The sequence below is a fragment of the Oerskovia sp. PE-21s genome, from assembly GCF_056158145.1.
Genome location: NZ_JBUXJM010000001.1, coordinates 461,500 through 478,664, shown reverse-complemented (window position 1 = coordinate 478,664; position 17,165 = coordinate 461,500). Strand labels below are relative to the sequence as shown.

Below are 17,165 nucleotides of genomic sequence, written 5' to 3'. Positions count from 1 at the left end.
CCGGGGAGGTGCGCGCCTGTCGGCCGAGGTACCCGCTGGGGTGATGCCGCTGCGACCTCGCTAGGAGCCGCTGCGCGGCCCGTTGCCCGACCGGTCGACGAGGAACGTGCGGTACATCAGCCGCCGGAGGGCCTCGGGCACCAGCCGGTAGCCACCTCGCACGAGGACGTTGCGCACGAGCTGTGGCGCGGTCGAGAAGCCCAGCCGCCACATCCTCCACTGCAGCCGCACCTCGGAACCAAGCAGCCGCCAGCCGCCACGACGGGCGTACGCCCCGGCACCTACGCGGTACAGGACGAGCGGGTCGGGAACGTTGACGGCCGCCGCCCCGGCGTGGAGCATCCGGACGAAGAGCCAGTAGTCCTCCATGAGCGGGAGGTCCTCGTATCCCCCGGCCGCTGCGACGGCCGACCGTCGGTAGACCACGCTCGGGTGGTTGAACGGAGAGTGGAAACGCGCACCGGAGGCGATGTCCTCGGCGGACAGCGGTGGCGTGCGGACCACCGCACCCTCGTCCTGGAGCCGGGCCTCGTGGGCGAACTCCTGGATGGCGGAGCCGACGAGGTCGAGCCCCGCGGCGACGAGAGGGACCTGCACCCGGAAGCGGTCGGGCCGACTGATGTCGTCCGCGTCCATGCGGGCGACGATCTCGGTGGAGCACCGTCGAAGTCCGTGCTCGAGGGCGCGCGCGAGGCCGACGTTCTCCGCGAGCTCGACGACGACGACGGGCACCGGGCTGGTCGCCGTGAGCTCGACGAGCAGTGCCCGGAGCTCGGGGCCCACAGGACCGTCCCGGACGATGACCACCTCGGTGGGCCGGAGCGTCTGCTCGACCGTCACCGAGTCGAAAGCCCGGCGCAGGAAGGGCGGTTGGTCGCGGTGGTAGACGGGCAGCAGCACGCTGAACTCGGTGGCCGCGGGCACCGGGGTCCGAGGGTCAGGCACGTCCGGCGCCGGCCTCGACCTCAAGGATCTCCTTGGCCGGGACCCCGGCCCCGTCGAGCACCCTGACGGTCGGTCGTGGTGAGCGCAGTATCCCGTCGCGCGCACCCTTGAGGGCCGCTCGACGAAGCACGTCACGCCGCGACGACCTGGCGAAGGTGCGTACCCATCGGCGCAGCGAGGACCCGGTGTACAGGAGCCTCTCCTCGGGCGAGAGGGACGGCGAGCGCGTGAGCATCCAGAGCTTGTTCCGGACCTCGTAGTAGAAGCGGTCTCCCGGATCCACGTCGGTCGCACCGAAGACCTTCGTCCGGTGCTCGACGACGCTCCCTGGCACGTACAGCCCGATGCCGCGACGCAGCAGCCGGCACGAGAACTCGAAGTCGTCGTTCCAGATGAAGTAGTCGGCGACCGGCAGTCCGTGAAAGCGGATCGCTCGGCTGTCGACGAGCATCGACACGAACGAGGAGGAGCGCACTGGCACCGCCCCGACGGCCTGGGAGTCCTTGATCTCGTCGCTCGTCGCCCCCGGGCGGCGGCGCGGGGTGTTCATCGGGTGGTCCCGCCCGTCGCGCCAGACCACCCTGCTGCCGAGCAGGGCGACCGGTTCCGGATACTCAGCACGAGCCCTGACCAGCTCCTCGAGAGCCGTCGGCGTCGGGATCGTGTCGTCGTCCATGAGCCAGACGCACTCGGGGCCGAACACGCTCAGCGCGTGCGCGATGCCTGCGGCGAAGCCGCCCGCACCGCCGGTGTTCCGGCTCAGCGACAGGACCTCGGCCCCGATGGGGTGCTCCGCTGCGACGACCTCGGAGTCGTCGTCGGACCTATTGTCCACGACGACGACGCCTGCCAGCCGGTGGGTCTGCGCGGCCAGGGCGTCGAGCGCTACCTTGAGCAGGTCGCGGCGGTTGTACGCGACGACGACGGCGACGACCGAGACCTCGCGCTCGGGGGCGGAGGTGGGGGTATCTGCTGCTGACACGCTGGAAGCGTACCCGAGGCGAGTCTGCACAAGTCCTCCACCCGAAGCGCTCCCGGCCCGCTCGGCGTGGCCGCGCACGACCAATAGGCTCTACTCCCGTGACGACCTGCTCGCATTTCCCGCCAGTGTCTGGCTGTGCCTGTGGCACGCCGGGTCCCTCGGGTGGAAGGATCGCCTCCATGACGTGCGCAGCCGCTCGGTCTCTGGCCGCAAGGACAGGGGGCGGTCCTCGCCTGCCCGACGACGTCGCGCCGGTCGGCGGCTGAGGTCACGATGTCCCACGACGAGTCCCCGTCCGGACCGGTCCGCCCGCCGAGCTTCACGCCGCAGTCGGGACGGGCAGCCCGCCCGCCGAGCGCCGGAGACGCCATCACGGTGGGGTCTGACGGGTCTCGACCAACAGACCGGCGCTCCGAGAAGCCGATCCCGCCGGACGTCCCGCTCTCCGCCGAACCACGGATCAAGCGACAGTCCTCGAGGACCGCTTCCGCCCCCACGTCTCGTCCCGGGACTCCTCCACCGGCGATCCCGGCACGGTCGGTCGGCTCCCAAAGCACCGAGTACGGCGCGAGCGACAACGACTCCGCCCACCGGAGCTCTGCGACGAACGCGGACGCCCCGCCGTCGCTTCCTCCCGCTGCAGGGAGGCCGTCGCGTCCGTCGGCCTCCCCTGCCCGGCAGGGCGTCGTGGCGGGGGCAGAGCGCGTTCGACCTGGTCCCGCTGAACGCCCCGCCACCGGTCCGGCCCGGTCCGGTCAACGGGCGACTGCGGCCTCGTCGACGACCCGCGGCCGGACGGCGTCGGGTACCGGACGGGGTGGACGTCCTGCGCCCTCCTCGCCCGGCGCTCGCGTCGTGTCCGGTGGCCCTCGTGCCGTGCCCCCCCGCCGCGGGCGTGCACGGCGAGGACGGCTGGTCGCGCTGGTCGGTGTCTTCGCGCTCGTCCTCCTGCTCGCATGGCCTATCGGGCTGCTCGTGTGGGCCAACGGGAAGATCCAGCACGTCGACGCTCTCTCCGGCGCCGCAGGCACCTCGGGCGAGACCTATTTGCTCGCCGGCTCGGACGCCCGTGGCGAGGGGATCAGCGAGGACGGTACCGAAGGCGCACGGACCGACACGATCATGCTCCTCCACAAGCCGCGCAGCGGACCGGTCTCGCTCATCAGCCTGCCGCGCGACACCTTCGTCGAGGTCCCGGGCAAGGGCCCGGCCAAGCTCAACGCCGCCTACTCCTGGGGAGGGGCTCCGCTCCTCGTCCAGACCGTCGAAGGGCTCACTGGGCTCACGGTCGACCACTACGTGGAGATCGGGTTCGGGGGGGTCGAGGGCATCGTGGACGCGTTGGGGGGGGTCGAGCTGTGCCTGGACCAGGACGTGGACGACCCCCGGAGCGAGCTCGTCTGGACTGCCGGGTGCCACCCTGCCGACGGGCACACGGCGCTGGCCTTCTCCCGGATGCGCTACTCGGACGTCAAGGGCGACATCGGTAGGGCAGAACGCCAACGACAGGTCATCAGCGCCGTCACGAAGGAGGCGGCGGACAAGAGCCTCCTGTTCAAGCCCGCCGCCCAGGTGTCTCTCCTGGACGCCGGTCTGGGGTCGCTCGTCGTCGACGAGCGGACGGGGATCGTCGACCTGGGCAGGATGGCTCTCGCGTTCCGCGCGGCCAACGGACCGGACGGCGTCACCGGCACCCCGCCGATCTCCGACCCGGACTACCGCCCCGGAGGCATCGGTTCGACAGTACGGCTCGACCCTGATCTGAGCCCCACGTTCTGGACCGACGTGCGAGACGGCCGGCTGACAGCCGGGATCGTGGGCGGGCTGCCCGGGTAGGTACCGCCACCGGCGCGGTCACCACCCCAGAGCCGCGAGCACCCGTTCTCCGAGCACCGTCGCGAGCGTCTGGACGTAGGTGGCCGTGAGGTGGTGCTCGTCGCGGTACACGATCCTGTTCCCCTGGACGAACGTGCACGTGTCGCCAGGACAGACCACGTCGTTGAGGTCGATGAAGTGGACGCGCTCGGAGGTCGCGTCGTTGACCTCGACGAGCGGGTCGATCTCGTCCAGCACGTCGGTCCTGCTGACGCTGCACTCCGCCGCGTACGGGCCGTAGGCCTCGAGGCAGGTCACCGGTGAGAAGCTGAGCCAGGGGGTGTCGCGGATGGCAACGATCTCGATCCCGCGGTCGGCCAGCCGCTCCCACGCCGCGACGTAGGCCGAGGGCACGACCTCGCGACCGGGCACGTCCAGCGGCGCCGGCCGCGTCGCCGTCGTGAAGACGGCGCCAGGCCGGAGCTCGAGGATCCGGTCGATAGCGTTCTGCGACCATTGCGCACAGCTCGGGTCCTCGGCGAAGAACTCGACGCCGCCCAGGCCGCCGTCGACCAGCGAGCAGCCCCACTTGATCATGGTGTCGACCCGGAACCCCTCGCGCTCCCCCACCTCCGCCAGCGCGTCGATCCAGTGCTCGGCGTGAGACCCCCCGACGACAGCGATCGACCGGTCGGCGGTCAGCTCGCCGTAGCTGCAGACCCTCACCTTCGCGTCGTCGCCTCCCGTCCCGCAGCCGTCGAAAACCGCTCGCGGCTTGTCGTCCAGGGCCACGAGCGTGGGCGGGATGGGCATGAGCGCCGTGTCCACCGTGAACACCCCGGGGTCGAGCACGGCGAACGCGCCTGGGTACTTCTCGAGGTCGGCGAGAGATATGGACGAGCGGTTCTGCACCTTGACCACGTCGACGTACCCGAGCCATGCCGTCGGTAGCACCAGGACCACCGCCACGAGGGCGACCAACGGCGTCGTGACCCGCAGCCTGCGCACCGTGCGGACATGCTTGGCCCGCGCCGACGCGGTGGAGACCGGCACCGGCTCCGAAGCCCCCCAGCGCCTGATGGGATCCTCGACCCAGCGCTTCGTCGCCCAGGCCAGCCCTGCGGACACCACGAGCACCGCGGAACCCGCCAGCCACCCGACGGGACGGTCCCGCACCGCGATCACGAAGACGAGGACCGGCCAGTGCCACAGGTAGAACGCGTAGGCGTAGGCTCCCGCGACAGCCAGGGGCCGCCATGCGAGCACGCGTGAGACCCCGACGGCGTGGCCACCCGCCCCGGCGAGGACCACGAGCGCGGCACCGGCGAGAGGCACGAGGGTCCACGGCCCGGGAAAGAGCATCCCGCCGTCGAGCATCACGCCGGTCGCCAGGACGAGAGCCAGGCCGCACCAACCGGCGAGGAGGCGGGTCGTCCGCGTCCAGGACGCGCGCGACACGACGAGCGCAAGGATCGCTCCGGCCAGGTACTCCCAGGCTCGCGCGAACGTGTCGTAGTACGCGCCAGGCTGATCGATGCGGGTCAGGAGGACCGCGTAGGCGAAGGAGGCCACCGCAGCGACGGCGAGACCTGTCCGCAGGACCTGCAGGCGAGCCTGGTGGCCCTGACGGCGGCCGAGCCACCATAGCCCCAGCAGGAAAAGCGGAACCAGGACGAAGAGCTGTCCTTGGACCGAGAGCGACCAGACGTGCTGCAGCGGGCTCTGCCCGATGTCGGCGGCGCCGTAGTCCTGTCCGGACAGGGCGAGATACCAGTTCTCGACGTAGGCGAGCGACGCGAGAGACTGTGCTGAGACGTCCGACCACCTGGACCGCGGAAGGAGCACCAAGGTCGCGGCCACGACGCCGAGCAGTGTCACCGCCAGGGCGGGGAGAAGCCTGCGGGCGAGCCGGGGGAGATACGTCCCCAGCCTCACCGGACGCCCTCGGGCGAAGCTCCTGAGCAGACCGCCACCGACGAAGAAGCCCGACAGGAAGAGGAAGACGTCCACCCCGCCCGAGACCCGGTGCACCCACAGGTGAAAGATCGCGACGAGGAGGATGGCGACAGCACGGAGGCCGTCGAGGTCGTCCCGTCGACCGGACGCGACGGGGTCCGGCACCGCCAACGGGGTCGATGGCTCGGGGCGCACGGTGGGGACCGGCGTCGGGAGGGTCACGGTCTGTTCCTTCGTTCGACGTCGACCGTGACGCTCCCCCACCGTCCGTGCAGCCGTGCACGGACGCGACGCGGCCTCACGGGCCGTGCCTCGTCGCGGTCCAGGCATCCTACGTGCCGCGCCGAGCGGCACGAGAATCGTGCCCTACGCCCCGAAGCCCGTGCGGCGCTCTCCGGCGACCGTGGCGCGCAGCGCAGCCCCCTTGGCGTGCGCCTGCTCACTCAAGACCTCCTGGAAGGCGACCATCTTCTCGCGCAGGCGCGCTGCGGCGTCGTCCGTGCCCGAGGCGAGGATGCGCACGGCGAGCAGGCCTGCGTTGCGAGCGCCCCCGATCGAGACGGTCGCGACGGGCACGCCCGCGGGCATCTGCACGATCGACAGGAGCGAGTCCATGCCGTCGAGGTGGCGCAGCGGCACGGGCACGCCGATGACCGGCAGGGGTGTGACGGCCGCGAGCATGCCCGGCAGGTGCGCGGCGCCCCCGGCGCCCGCGACGATCACGCGCAGCCCGCGCTCGGCGGCGCTGCGCCCGTAGTCGATCATCTCGGTGGGCATGCGGTGGGCCGAGACGACGTCGACCTCGATCGCCACGCCGAACTCGCGCAGCGCGGCCGCAGCCTCCTGCATCACGGGCCAGTCGGAGTCGGATCCCATCACGATGCCCACCGTGGGCGTGCTCTCGGTCATGTCTCAGGCCTTCGTCTCGTCGGTGGTCCGGTTCTCGGGGAGGGGTTCGCCGCGCAGCAGCGCGGCCGCGCCCAGCGCCCGACGGCGGACCTCGCCCAGGTCATGACCGCTCACGTTCACGTGGGCGAGCTTGCGGCCCGGGCGGACGTCCTTGCCGTACAGGTTGACGCGCGCGTCGGGGAACGCGCCCAGGACCCCGGGCAGCGCGTCGGTGAGGGCGGGCAGGCTCGACCCGAGCACGTTGGCCATGACCGTCCACGGGGCCGTGGGCGACGTGTCGCCGAGCGGCAGGTCGAGGACGGCGCGCAGGTGCTGCTCGAACTGGCTCGTGACCGCGCCGTCGATGGTCCAGTGACCGGAGTTGTGCGGGCGCATCGCGAGCTCGTTGACCAGGACGCGGCGGGCGGGGCGACCGTCCGCCGACCCGGCGACGCCCAGGGCGTCGACGGGGCCGTCTGCGCCGACAGCGCCATCAGCGACCTCGAACATCTCGACCGCGAGGACGCCGGTGACGTCGAGCCCCTCGGCGATCGCGACGGCCACCTGGCGCGCCTCGCGGGCCTCGGCGTCCGTCAGGTCGGGGGCGGGGGCGATCACCTCGGCGCAGACGCCGTCGCGCTGGATCGACTCGACGACGGGCCACGTGCGGACCTCGCCGCTCGGGCGCCGCGCGACCAGGACCGCGAGCTCACGCGTGAACGGGACCTTCTCCTCGACGAGGAGCTGTGGGCCGCCCGCTGCCGCGGCGGCGAGCCAGTCGGCGGCCTCGTCGGCCGAGGTCACGACGCGCACGCCCTTGCCGTCGTAGCCGCCGCGCGACGTCTTGACCACAGCCTCGCCGCCGACCTCGGCGAGGAAGCCGGCGAGCGTCGCGTGCCCCTGCTCGGGGTCGACGGGCAGCGGGGCCCAGCGTGGGCACGGCGCGCCGAGCTCGTTGAGCCGGCGGCGCATCACGATCTTGTCCTGCGCCTGGACCAGGGCGTGCGGCGCGGGCCGCACGGGGGTGCCGTGCTCGATGAGGTCGGTCAGCAGGTCGTTGGGCACGTGCTCGTGCTCGAACGTGAGGACGTCGGCCGGAGCCCTGCCGTCCGTCGGTGCGATGAGGTCTCGGATCGCGACCTCGTCGGTGGCCGATCCCACCGGGGCGTCGGTGACCACCTGGGCCGCCGACGTCCCGGGAGCCTCGACGAGCACCCGTAGGTGCACCCCGAGCTCACCGGCCGCAGGGGCCATCATGCGGGCGAGCTGCCCGCCTCCGACAACGGCGATCACTGGTGCTGACACGTGTACCGAGGGTAGTCGCTCGACCGACCGTCGGACGACCCGTCCCACCCGGCGGTTGCTCCTGGCAATCTTTCCCAGGTCCACGGCGTACCCTGCCGACCATGTCCAGCCAGGTCGACGAGCTCTCGCTCAGCCCCGTCCGGGCGCCCGTCCCCGTCGGGGCCGCCGCCCGCCTCGCGTCCGACGCCGCCCGACGTCGGACGCGCGTCGTCGCGCGCCTGGCAGAGCTGGGTCGGTTCAGCTTCGTGGGAACCGTCGCCTTCTTCGTGGATCTCGGGCTGTTCAACCTGCTGCGCTTCGGCCCCTGGGAATCGTTGAGCGCGAGCCCCCTCGAGGCCAAGGCGATCGCCGTGAGCGTCGCGACGGTCGTGTCGTGGCTCGGCAGCCGCTACTGGACCTTCTCCGACCGCCGCACGAGCCGCCACGGCCGCGAGCTGCTGACCTTCCTGCTGGTCAACGCCGCGGGCATGGCCATCTCGCTCGGCGTGCTCGCGTTCACGACCGACGTCCTCGGGCTGACGTCCCCCCTCGCGGAGAACGTCGCGGCGAACGGGGTTGGTCTCGCACTGGCGAACGTGTTCCGCTACGTCGCCTACCGACGTGTCGTGTTCACGGGCGCGGGGGTCGGCCCCCGTACGCTCGACGGGGCCGCGACGCTCGCCGCCACCCCTTTCCCTGACCCGGTCGCGACGGGCAACCCTTCCGACAAGGCCTAGCTCTCGGCGTCCCGCCCGCGCCTGCGTCGCCGCTTGCGCGCCCCGGACGCCGAGATCGTGGTCCCGGTGGGCAGCACGATCCGCGGGTCGAGCGTGCGGGGCACGCCCGCGAGGAAGAGCGCGAAGATCGGCGGGCGACGCTGGGCCAGCTCGAGCCGACCCCCGTCGGCCGCGGCGAGGTCACGGGCGAGAGCCAGCCCGAGCCCCGTCCCCGCTCCCGAGGTCGCGCCGCGCTCGAAGACGCGCGAGGCCATCTCGTCGGAGACCCCCTCGCCCTCGTCACCGACCTCGATCGCGACGGCGCCGCTGGTCCCGCTCGGGCGGGCACGCACGGTCGTGGTGCCCGCACCGTGCTTGAGCGAGTTCTCGATGAGGGTAGCCAGCACCTGCGCGAGAGCGCCGGGGGTCGCGAGGACCTGGTAGCCGTCGGGCACGTCGACCACGAGCCGGCGACCGGCCTTGGCGAACGTGGGGACCCACTCCTCCTCCTGCTGGTGCACCACGTCGATCAGGCGGACGGCCTCGGTCGTGCCGCCCTGTGCGCGACGCGACTGCGTGAGCAGGTCGTCGACGACCGTGACGAGGCGCTCGACCTGCTCGAGCGAGATGCGCGCCTCCTCCTGGATCTCCGGGTCGTCGGAGGCCATCGAGATCTCCTCGAGCCGCATGCTCAGCGCGGTCAAGGGCGTCCGGAGCTGGTGCGAGGCGTCGGAGGCGAACTGGCGCTCGGCGGCCAACCGTCCGGCGAGGCGGTCGGAGCTGCGCGCGAGCTCGGCGGCCACGAGATCGATCTCCTCGACCCCGGAGAGCTCGAGCCGGGGTCGGACCTGGCCGGACCCGAGCTGCTCGGCCGAGGCGGCGAGGTACACCAGCGGCGCCGACAGCCGGTTGGCCTGCCACACGGCCATCGCGATGCCTGCCGCGAAGGCGACGACCGAGGCCGCGACGACGAGCAGGACGATCTTCGCGGCGTTCCAGTAGCTGTCGGCGAACGACGTGGTCAGGGCCACGGTCGCGTTCTGGTCCGTCCGGTCCGCGGCCTCGTTGACCCGTCCGGAGATGACCTCGCCCGCAGTCATGTGCTCGCCGTCGGGCAGGTTGACGAAGACGTACGCGGGCAGCTCGCCCGGGCGCCCCTCGGACGCGTTGTCGAGGACCGACTGCGGGATCGGCTCGTTCTGCGAGAGCCGGGCGTCGATGTTCCGGGCGAGCGTGTCCACCCGTCCCTGGAGCTGGGCCTTCTCGTTGGCGAGCACGAACTGCGCGCCGAGGAAGGCGAGGGGAAACCCCAGGAGCAGGACGGCGACGGCGACGGCCGCGACCGTCGCCTGCAGCACGCGTCGACGCACGCCCCTACTCCTTCGCTCAGCCCTGTGGGCTGATCAGCCCTCGCCGGTCTCGAACCGGAAGCCGAGGCCCCGGACCGTCGAGACGTAGCGCGGCGAGTTGGCGTCGTCGCCGAGCTTGCGGCGCAGCCAGGACACGTGCATGTCCAGCGTCTTGGTGGAGCCCACGGGCTCCGAGCCCCACACGTCGCGCATGAGGGTGTCACGCACGACGACGGATCCCGCGCTCGCGATGAGCACGCGCAGGAGCTCGAACTCCTTGGTGGTCAGGTGCAGCTCGCGCTCGCCCTGGAAGGCGCGGTGGGCGGAGACGTCGATGCGGACGTCCTGCGCGACCAGCTCCTCCTCGTCCGTGGTGTCGCCGTGGGTGCGTCGCAGGAGCGCCCGCACGCGGGCGAGGAGCTCGGCCAGGCGGAAGGGCTTGGTCACGTAGTCGTCGGCGCCGGCGTCGAGGCCGACCACGAGGTCGACCTCGTCGGCACGTGCCGTCAGCACCAGGACCGGCGTCGTCAGACCCTTGTTGCGGATCTCACGTGCGACGTCCAGGCCGTCCATGTCCGGGAGGCCCAGGTCGAGGACGACGATGTCGACGCCGTTCGCGGCGTCGATCGCTCCTTGACCAGTTCCTTGCACGACCACGTTGTAACCCTCACGCGTCAGCGCACGCGCCAAAGGTTCGGCAATCGCCGGGTCGTCCTCCGCTAGCAGTACGTGGGTCATTCGATCATGCTAGGGCATTCGTAGAACTTTGGCGTTATCCGGCAGGCGTTGTGGGACACCCATGGCACACCTGATGGACACCGATGGCCCAGGTGTTCTGCTCTGCCCGGGTCTGCCCGGTTGCACCCGGTAGGCCCGGCCATGCGGACGCCGTCGGGACGTCACGGGAAGGCGTTCGCACGACCCGTGTCCGGCGTCTGCGCCCCCACGGGCCGCGACCCGACCGGCCGCTCCCGCGACCCCGGATCATGCCCTGGTCGGGGCGGGGCACGCCCCCGGTCCGACCACGGGTGGACGCCTCCGACGGCGGGCCCCACCTAGGCTGGCAGGCATGGGCTGGTACGAGAACATGGGCAAGTGGTGGGAGCGGCACCGGTTCGGTGTCGACATGACCACGACGCTCGTCGTCGCGCTCGCCTTCGTGCCCGCGGCCTGGGCGCTCGGGACGTCCGCCACGGGCGGTTCGACGCTCTCGACCCTCTTCACGATCGGCATGATCGCCCCGCTGCCGTGGCGCCGGGTCCGGCCCGTGGCGTCGGCGATCACGGTCTACTCGGTCGCGCTGCTCCACCTGCTGTTCGGGATCGTCTTCCTCCCGGCCGACTTCCTCCTGCTCATCTCCCTCTTCTCCGTCACGGTCTACGGCCCCCGGTGGGCGCACCGCACCGCGATGATCTCCTCGGCCGCCGGTTCCCTGGTCCTCGGGCTCTCGCTCGCCATGCAGGCGAGCGGCCCGGGCGAGGCGGCCGGGGTCCTCGTGTTCACCACGATGTTCACGACCATGATGTTCCTCGCGGTCTGGGCGTTCGGCCTGGTCCGCCGTTCGCGGCGCGAGACCATCAACGCGTTGGTCGACCGCGCCGAGCGCCTCGAGGTCGAGCGCGACCAGCAGGCGCAGATCGCGACGGCCGCCGAACGTTCGCGCATCGCCCGCGAGATGCACGACATCGTCGCCCACTCGCTGTCCGTCATCATCGCCCAGGCCGACGGTGGGCGCTACGCCGGTGCCACGGACCCGGCCGCGGCCACGCGCGCACTGACGACGGTCTCGGAGACGGGTCGTGCCGCGCTGGCCGACATGCGCCGGCTCCTCGGGGTCCTGCGCACGGACGACCGCGACGCCGTCGCCGGGCCTGCCCAGCTCACGCACGCCCCCGGCCTCAACAACCGTCCCCGACCCCTCCCCCCAGGAGGTCCCGCGAGCGCCGTCGCCCCCACCGGCTCCCCCCGCACGGACCCCGCCCCCGTCACGGGCGCGACCCGCCGCATCGAGCTCAACCCGCAGCCCGACTCGGCCGACCTGGAGACCCTCGTCGCCCAGGTGCGCGAGAGCGGCATGCGGGTCTCGCTCGTCCGCATGGGCACGCCGCGCGCCCTGCCTCCGGGGGCGGGGCTGACCGTGTACCGGGTCTGCCAGGAGGCGCTGACCAACATCCTCAAGCACGCAGGCCCGGACCCGACCGTCACGGTGGTCGTGACCTGGGGCGTCGACACGCTCCAGCTCGCGGTCGACGACGACGGGAGGGGCGCCTCCGCGGACGGCTCGCACTCGCCCGGCTACGGTCTGCTCGGCATGCGCGAGCGCGCCGTGATCTTCGGCGGCTCCGTGACGACGGGCCCCCGCCCCGGGGGCGGCTTCCGCGTCCGGTTCACCATGCCCATCCCCCGGCTCGACGGCGTCGCTCCCCTCCTCCCGTCGCCTCCCGGTCCGCAGTCGCCACCGCACGGCCCGACGGCGGGTCCGGCAGCCGGTCCGGCGGCGGGTCGGTCGGCGGGTCCTGCCCCCGTGCCACCCCCGCCGGACCACCTGTCGGGCAGGATGGACCCTCGCGGCACCCGGCCCGCACCCGCACCCGCACCCGCACCCGCACCCGCACCCGCACCCGACGATCGTCAGGACCCATGACCTCCACCTTCTTCGCCCCCGACCCGCCCGAGCGCGCCCCGATCCGGGTCGCGCTCGTCGACGACCAGCAGCTCGTGCGGGCCGGCTTCCGGATGGTGATCGACTCGCAGCCCGACCTCCAGGTCACGGTCGAGGCCGGTGACGGGCTCCAGGCGCTCCGGCTGCTCGCGGACCACCCCGTCGACGTCGTGCTCATGGACGTGCGCATGCCCCACCTCGACGGGCTCGCCGCGACGGCGCAGCTCACGGCCGCGGCCGCCGAGGGGCAGCACGTGCCGCGCGTCATCGTGCTCACGACGTTCGACCTCGACGAGTACGTCCTCGAGGCGATCCGCTCCGGGGCCAGCGGCTTCCTCCTCAAGGACGCTCCCCCCGAGGAGATGCTCGCGGCGATCCGCACCGTGCACTCGGGGGACGCGGTGATCGCCCCGTCCTCGACCCGCCGGCTCCTCGAGCACCTGGTCGTGGCCCTGCCCGCCGAGCAGCTCGTCGACACGGGCGCCCAGCAGCAGGTCTCCTCGCTCACCGAGCGCGAGCGCGAGGTGCTCGTTCTCATGGCGAAGGGCCGGTCGAACACCGAGATCGCGGGCGACCTGTTCGTCGCCGAGGCCACGGTCAAGACCCACGTCGGGCGCATCCTCGCCAAGCTCGAGGCGCGCGACCGCGTGCAGGCCGTGGTGACGGCCTACGAGACCGGGCTGGTGCGCCCGGGCGCGTGACGCCGTCGGGCAGGGGCTTCGCCGGGGCCGGGCGGACTCTGACCGCGGGACCGCTCGACGTGCGGCGTACCGCCCGACCGGGCGCGTACGACCACGGGATGACTCCCCCTGCGGCCAGGACCAGCCCGTCGCCGGACGCGGCCGCCACCACCCGGCTCCTAGTGTCGTCATCAGGTGGGAACGAGGGCCTCGGCTCTCCCCCGCACCCCCTCGGCCCCGGCGCCGGGCGCACCACGCGCCCCGCCCCGGGACCGGACCTACCGACGACGAACTCCCTGGAGCAGACGTGGACACCACCGTGTACCAGCCCATCCCCGGCACCGCCGCCTCACCGGGCACCCCCGCGGTGCGCGCCCGGTCCCTGACCAAGCTGTACGGCAAGGGCGAGGCGACCGTGCGCGCGCTCGACGGCGTCGACGTGGACTTCGAGAAGGGCGCGTTCACCGCGATCATGGGCCCCTCGGGCTCGGGGAAGTCCACGCTCATGCACCTGCTCGCAGGGCTCGACACCGCCTCGAGCGGCCAGGGCTTCATCGGCGACACCGAGATCACCGCGCTCGGCGACAACCAGCTGACCCGGCTGCGCCGCGACCGCGTCGGCTTCGTCTTCCAGTCGTTCAACCTGCTGCCCATGTTCACGGCCGAGCAGAACATCACGCTCCCGATCGAGCTCGCCTCGGGGACGGTCGACAAGGAGTGGCTCGCGACGCTCGTCCAGACCCTCGGCCTGGGCGCTCGCCTCACCCACCGCCCCAGCGAGCTCTCGGGCGGGCAGCAGCAGCGCGTCGCGATCGCCCGCGCCCTCATCGCCAAGCCCGAGGTCGTGTTCGCCGACGAGCCCACCGGAAACCTGGACTCGCGCTCCGGCGCCGAGGTCCTGAGCTTCCTGCGCCGCTCGGTCCGCGAGCTCGGGCGCACCATCATCATGGTCACGCACGACCCGACGGCCGCCGCGTACGCCGACCGCGTCATCCTCATCGCGGACGGCCGCATCGCGGGCGACATCGACGACCCGACGCCCGAGTCCGTCCTCGCCGGCCTCGACGCGCTGCGCACGCTCGAGGGCGACCCCGCCGACGCCCTCGCGGGCGGCTCGACCGGTTCGACGGCGGTGCGCGCCTGATGGTCCGGCTCACCCTGGCGCAGATGCGCCGAAGCATCGGGCGGCTCAGCGCCGCCGGCATCGCGATCCTCATCGGGACCGCCTTCCTGACCGCGACGCTCCTCGCCGGGAACGTCATGACCCAGGTCACCAACGGCTCGATCGCCGCGCGCTACGCCGACTCCGACCTGGTCGTCGCGAACGACCAGGGCCTCGACGCTGCGGAGATCGCCGCGGTCGGCACGACCCCCGGGGTCGAGGCCGCCGACGCGCGCAAGCTCCGAGCCTTCCAGCTGGTCTCGGGCGGCAAGCGCACCTTCCAGATCGTCAGCCCGGTCATGACCGACCCGCGGTTCGAGCCGCAGGAGGTCACCGCGGGCGCCCAGCCGTCGGCCGCGGGCGAGATCGCCCTCCCCGAGGAGACTGCGGACCGCCTGGGCCTCGAGCTCGGCGACACCGTGACGCTCGTGCGCTCCGTCTGGCAGCCTGCTGCCGAGGGCGCGACCGCGCCGGACGGCACGGACGGCACGGACAGCAGCGCGACGTCGCCCGACGAGGCCCCGCTCGGTGAGTACACCGACGTCGACGAGAAGCTGACTCTCGTCGGCCTCCTCGACGACCCGATGGGCGCCCACTCGCAGTACGGCGGCGCGGGCCTGGTGGACGCGACGGAGCTGACGACCTGGGACGACTCGGCCGCAGAGCCCGGCGCCTCGGCCGACGTCACGAACGACGTCCTCGTGGCTCTCGCCCCGGGCGCCGACGTCGAGACCGTCCGCACCCAGATCGCCGACTCGCAGGAGGACGGCACCACGGTCATGACGACCGACGAGTACGCGAAGAAGGTCGCTGCCGAGATGACCGGCGGCGAGGACGTCTTCACCTACATGATCCTCACGTTCGCCGCGATCGCCCTGCTCGTCGCGGCCCTGGTCATCGCGAACACCTTCCAGGTGCTCGTCGCCCAGCGCACCCGGACCCTCGCGCTCCTGCGCTGCGTCGGCGCCGACCGCAAGCAGCTCGCACGATCGGTGCTGCTGGAGGCCACGATGCTCGGGATCATCGCCTCGGTCGCCGGGATCCTGGTCGGCACGGGGCTCGTCCAGCTCGCGCTCACCGTGGCCGGCGGCATGGACCTCGGCGTCCCGCTCCCGGAGCTGGTCCAGATCACCGTCCCGGTCGTCCTGGTACCTCTGCTGGTCGGCACCGTCGTCACGCTCGTCGCGTCCTTCTCCCCGGCCCGCGCAGCGACCCGGGTCGCGCCGCTCGCCGCGCTGCGCCCGTCGGACGCGCCGACCGTCTCGACCGGAGCCGGGCGGGTCCGTCTGGTCGCCTCGATCCTCCTGGTCGTCGGTGGCGCGAGCCTCCTCGCCCTGGGCATCGTCCTGGGGCAGCAGGGCAGCGCCGAGATGGGGCTGCTCGCGGCGACGGCCGGTGGCGCCGCCTCGTTCGTCGGGGTGCTGATCGGCGCGATCTTCTGGCTCCCCCGGGTGGTCAGCGTCGTCGGCAAGGCCCTGACGGGCTCCGGCAGCACGGCCAAGCTCGCGGCGGCCAACACCCTGCGCAACCCGCGCCGCACCGCTGCCACCAGCACGGCGCTCCTCATCGGTGTGACGCTCGTGGCCATGATGTCGACCGGCGCGGTCAGCGCACGGATGAGCATGAACAACGAGCTCGACAGCCGCTACCCCGTGGACGTCTCGCTCGCGACGGACGGCTACGACGACAACGGGGGCAACGACCCCATCGAGCTGCCGCAGACGACGATGAGCACCGCCGAGAGCACCGAGGGCATCGCGAGCGTCGTCCCGCTCACCGCGGCGACCGTCTCGGTCGACCTGGACGGACAGTCCATCACGTTCCTCGCGCGCGGCGTCGACCCCGCCGACGCCGTGGGGCTCGTGCGCAACGCGAAGGCCGTCGAGGGGCTGGTGCCCGGCACGGTCGTCGTCCCCGAGATGGTCGCCAAGGACTGGAAGATCGCCACGGGCGACGAGCTGTCGCTGGCCGCGACGGCCCCGGAGGGCACGAGATCCCCCGCCACCCTCGAGGCGCTGGTCACCCCGATGGGCGGACGCGCCCTCCTGGTCACCCCCGACACGCTCGACGGCATCGCCCCCGGCGCGCCGGTCACGACCGCCTGGGTGGGGCTGACCGACGTGACCGACGCGGGGTCCGTGGTCCCCGCGCTCCAGGACGCGCTCGCCGAGAGCAGCATCCCGATCGACGTGACCGGTGCCGCCGTCGAGCGCGCCCTCTACCAGAAGGTCGTCGACACGGTCCTCGGCATCGTCGTCGGGCTCCTCGCGGTCGCGGTCGTCATCGCCCTGATCGGCGTCGCGAACACCCTGTCGCTCTCGGTCATCGAGCGCCGCCGCGAGTCCGCGACCCTGCGGGCCATCGGCCTGAGCCGGTCCCAGCTGCGCTGGATGCTGGCCATCGAGGGCATGCTCATCGCGGGGGTCGGCGCGGTGCTCGGCATCGTGCTGGGCGTCCTGTACGGCTGGGCCGGGGCCTCCGCGGCACTCGCCGTGATGGGTGACGTGACCCTGGCCGTCCCGTGGCGCGACGTCGCCCTGGTGCTGGTCGTGGCGCTCGTCGCCGGTCTGCTCGCCTCGGTGATCCCGGGCCGCTCGGCGGCCCGTACCTCCCCCGTGGAGGCGCTCGCGGTCGACTGACCCGCCATCCAGCGGCACCGTGCCCGACGGCGCGCCTGTGGACGATCTCCTCGTCCACAGGCGCGCCGTCGGCGTCTGCGGAGCCCT

The 17,165-nt window shown here is 72.6% G+C and carries 13 protein-coding genes; 6 read left to right on the top strand and 7 right to left on the bottom strand.

The genetic code is table 11. The features are described from left to right. Window positions 1-60: 60 nt before the first annotated feature. Both ACZDYF_RS02040 and ACZDYF_RS02035 read right to left on the bottom strand, forming a co-directional pair. Window positions 61-945 (bottom strand): glycosyltransferase, encoded by an 885-nt coding sequence (locus ACZDYF_RS02040; RefSeq protein ID WP_475052595.1) that lies wholly within the window; start codon window positions 943-945, stop codon window positions 61-63. Further along, a complete protein-coding gene (locus tag ACZDYF_RS02035) occupies window positions 938-1,927 on the bottom strand; it encodes a glycosyltransferase (RefSeq protein WP_475052592.1) in 990 nt (329 codons plus the stop codon). Before ACZDYF_RS02035 ends, ACZDYF_RS02040 begins: the two co-directional genes overlap by 8 nt. Before the next feature lie 876 nt (window positions 1,928-2,803). Between ACZDYF_RS02035 and ACZDYF_RS02030 the strand changes: the two genes are divergently transcribed. After that, entirely contained in the window at window positions 2,804-3,763 is a 960-nt protein-coding gene (locus ACZDYF_RS02030; protein WP_475052590.1) for an LCP family protein, read from the top strand. A gap of 18 nt (window positions 3,764-3,781) precedes the next feature. On the opposite strand, the gene ACZDYF_RS02025 is transcribed toward ACZDYF_RS02030, so the two are convergent. The 3 genes from ACZDYF_RS02025 to ACZDYF_RS02015 all read right to left on the bottom strand — a co-directional run bounded on the left by ACZDYF_RS02025 (window position 3,782) and on the right by ACZDYF_RS02015 (window position 7,891). Beyond that, the gene (locus tag ACZDYF_RS02025) at window positions 3,782-5,920 is read right to left on the bottom strand and encodes an acyltransferase family protein (RefSeq protein ID WP_475052588.1); all 2,139 of its coding nucleotides are present in this window, start codon (window positions 5,918-5,920) and stop codon (window positions 3,782-3,784) included. 144 nt (window positions 5,921-6,064) lie between these two features. Beyond that, entirely contained in the window at window positions 6,065-6,607 is a 543-nt protein-coding gene (gene purE, locus ACZDYF_RS02020; protein WP_475052584.1) for a 5-(carboxyamino)imidazole ribonucleotide mutase, read from the bottom strand. Window positions 6,608-6,610: 3 nt separating this feature from the next. Beyond that, complete coding sequence (locus tag ACZDYF_RS02015; RefSeq protein WP_475052580.1) at window positions 6,611-7,891, bottom strand: 5-(carboxyamino)imidazole ribonucleotide synthase; 1,281 nt, start codon at window positions 7,889-7,891, stop codon at window positions 6,611-6,613. 101 nt (window positions 7,892-7,992) lie between these two features. Here ACZDYF_RS02015 and ACZDYF_RS02010 point away from each other — a divergent pair, with 101 nt between their 5' ends. After that, entirely contained in the window at window positions 7,993-8,607 is a 615-nt protein-coding gene (locus ACZDYF_RS02010) for a GtrA family protein (RefSeq protein WP_475052575.1), read from the top strand. On the opposite strand, the gene ACZDYF_RS02005 is transcribed toward ACZDYF_RS02010, so the two are convergent. After that, window positions 8,604-9,956: an ATP-binding protein gene (locus ACZDYF_RS02005; RefSeq protein ID WP_191790877.1), complete on the bottom strand. Its 1,353-nt coding sequence runs from the start codon at window positions 9,954-9,956 to the stop codon at window positions 8,604-8,606. The two genes, ACZDYF_RS02010 and ACZDYF_RS02005, sit on opposite strands and share 4 nt — an antisense overlap. Before the next feature lie 33 nt (window positions 9,957-9,989). After that, window positions 9,990-10,673: a response regulator transcription factor gene (locus ACZDYF_RS02000; protein ID WP_191790878.1), complete on the bottom strand. Its 684-nt coding sequence runs from the start codon at window positions 10,671-10,673 to the stop codon at window positions 9,990-9,992. A gap of 331 nt (window positions 10,674-11,004) precedes the next feature. On the opposite strand from ACZDYF_RS02000, the gene ACZDYF_RS01995 reads away from it, so the two are divergent. From ACZDYF_RS01995 to ACZDYF_RS01980, 4 genes are all read left to right on the top strand, one after another. Next, complete coding sequence (locus ACZDYF_RS01995) at window positions 11,005-12,579, top strand: sensor histidine kinase (RefSeq protein ID WP_475052565.1); 1,575 nt, start codon at window positions 11,005-11,007, stop codon at window positions 12,577-12,579. After that, window positions 12,576-13,298 (top strand): response regulator, encoded by a 723-nt coding sequence (locus tag ACZDYF_RS01990; protein WP_191790880.1) that lies wholly within the window; start codon window positions 12,576-12,578, stop codon window positions 13,296-13,298. The genes ACZDYF_RS01995 and ACZDYF_RS01990 overlap by 4 nt, the downstream gene beginning before the upstream one ends. 286 nt (window positions 13,299-13,584) lie before the next feature. Then, window positions 13,585-14,421 carry an ABC transporter ATP-binding protein gene (locus ACZDYF_RS01985; RefSeq protein ID WP_475052556.1) on the top strand — a complete coding sequence of 279 codons (837 nt, stop codon included), beginning with the start codon at window positions 13,585-13,587 and terminating at the stop codon, window positions 14,419-14,421. 23 nt (window positions 14,422-14,444) lie between these two features. Beyond that, window positions 14,445-17,078 carry an ABC transporter permease gene (locus ACZDYF_RS01980; RefSeq protein WP_475052551.1) on the top strand — a complete coding sequence of 878 codons (2,634 nt, stop codon included), beginning with the start codon at window positions 14,445-14,447 and terminating at the stop codon, window positions 17,076-17,078. The last annotated feature ends 87 nt before the right edge of the window (window positions 17,079-17,165 follow it).

Coding starts and splice junctions, on each gene's coding strand:
- purE (WP_475052584.1), bottom strand. CDS start 6,607: ATGACCGAGAGCACGCCCACGGTGGGCATCGTGATGGGATCCGACTCC.
- ACZDYF_RS02010 (WP_475052575.1), top strand. CDS start 7,993: ATGTCCAGCCAGGTCGACGAGCTCTCGCTCAGCCCCGTCCGGGCGCCC.
- ACZDYF_RS02000 (WP_191790878.1), bottom strand. CDS start 10,673: ATGACCCACGTACTGCTAGCGGAGGACGACCCGGCGATTGCCGAACCT.
- ACZDYF_RS01995 (WP_475052565.1), top strand. CDS start 11,005: ATGGGCTGGTACGAGAACATGGGCAAGTGGTGGGAGCGGCACCGGTTC.
- ACZDYF_RS01990 (WP_191790880.1), top strand. CDS start 12,576: ATGACCTCCACCTTCTTCGCCCCCGACCCGCCCGAGCGCGCCCCGATC.
- ACZDYF_RS01980 (WP_475052551.1), top strand. CDS start 14,445: ATGCGCCGAAGCATCGGGCGGCTCAGCGCCGCCGGCATCGCGATCCTC.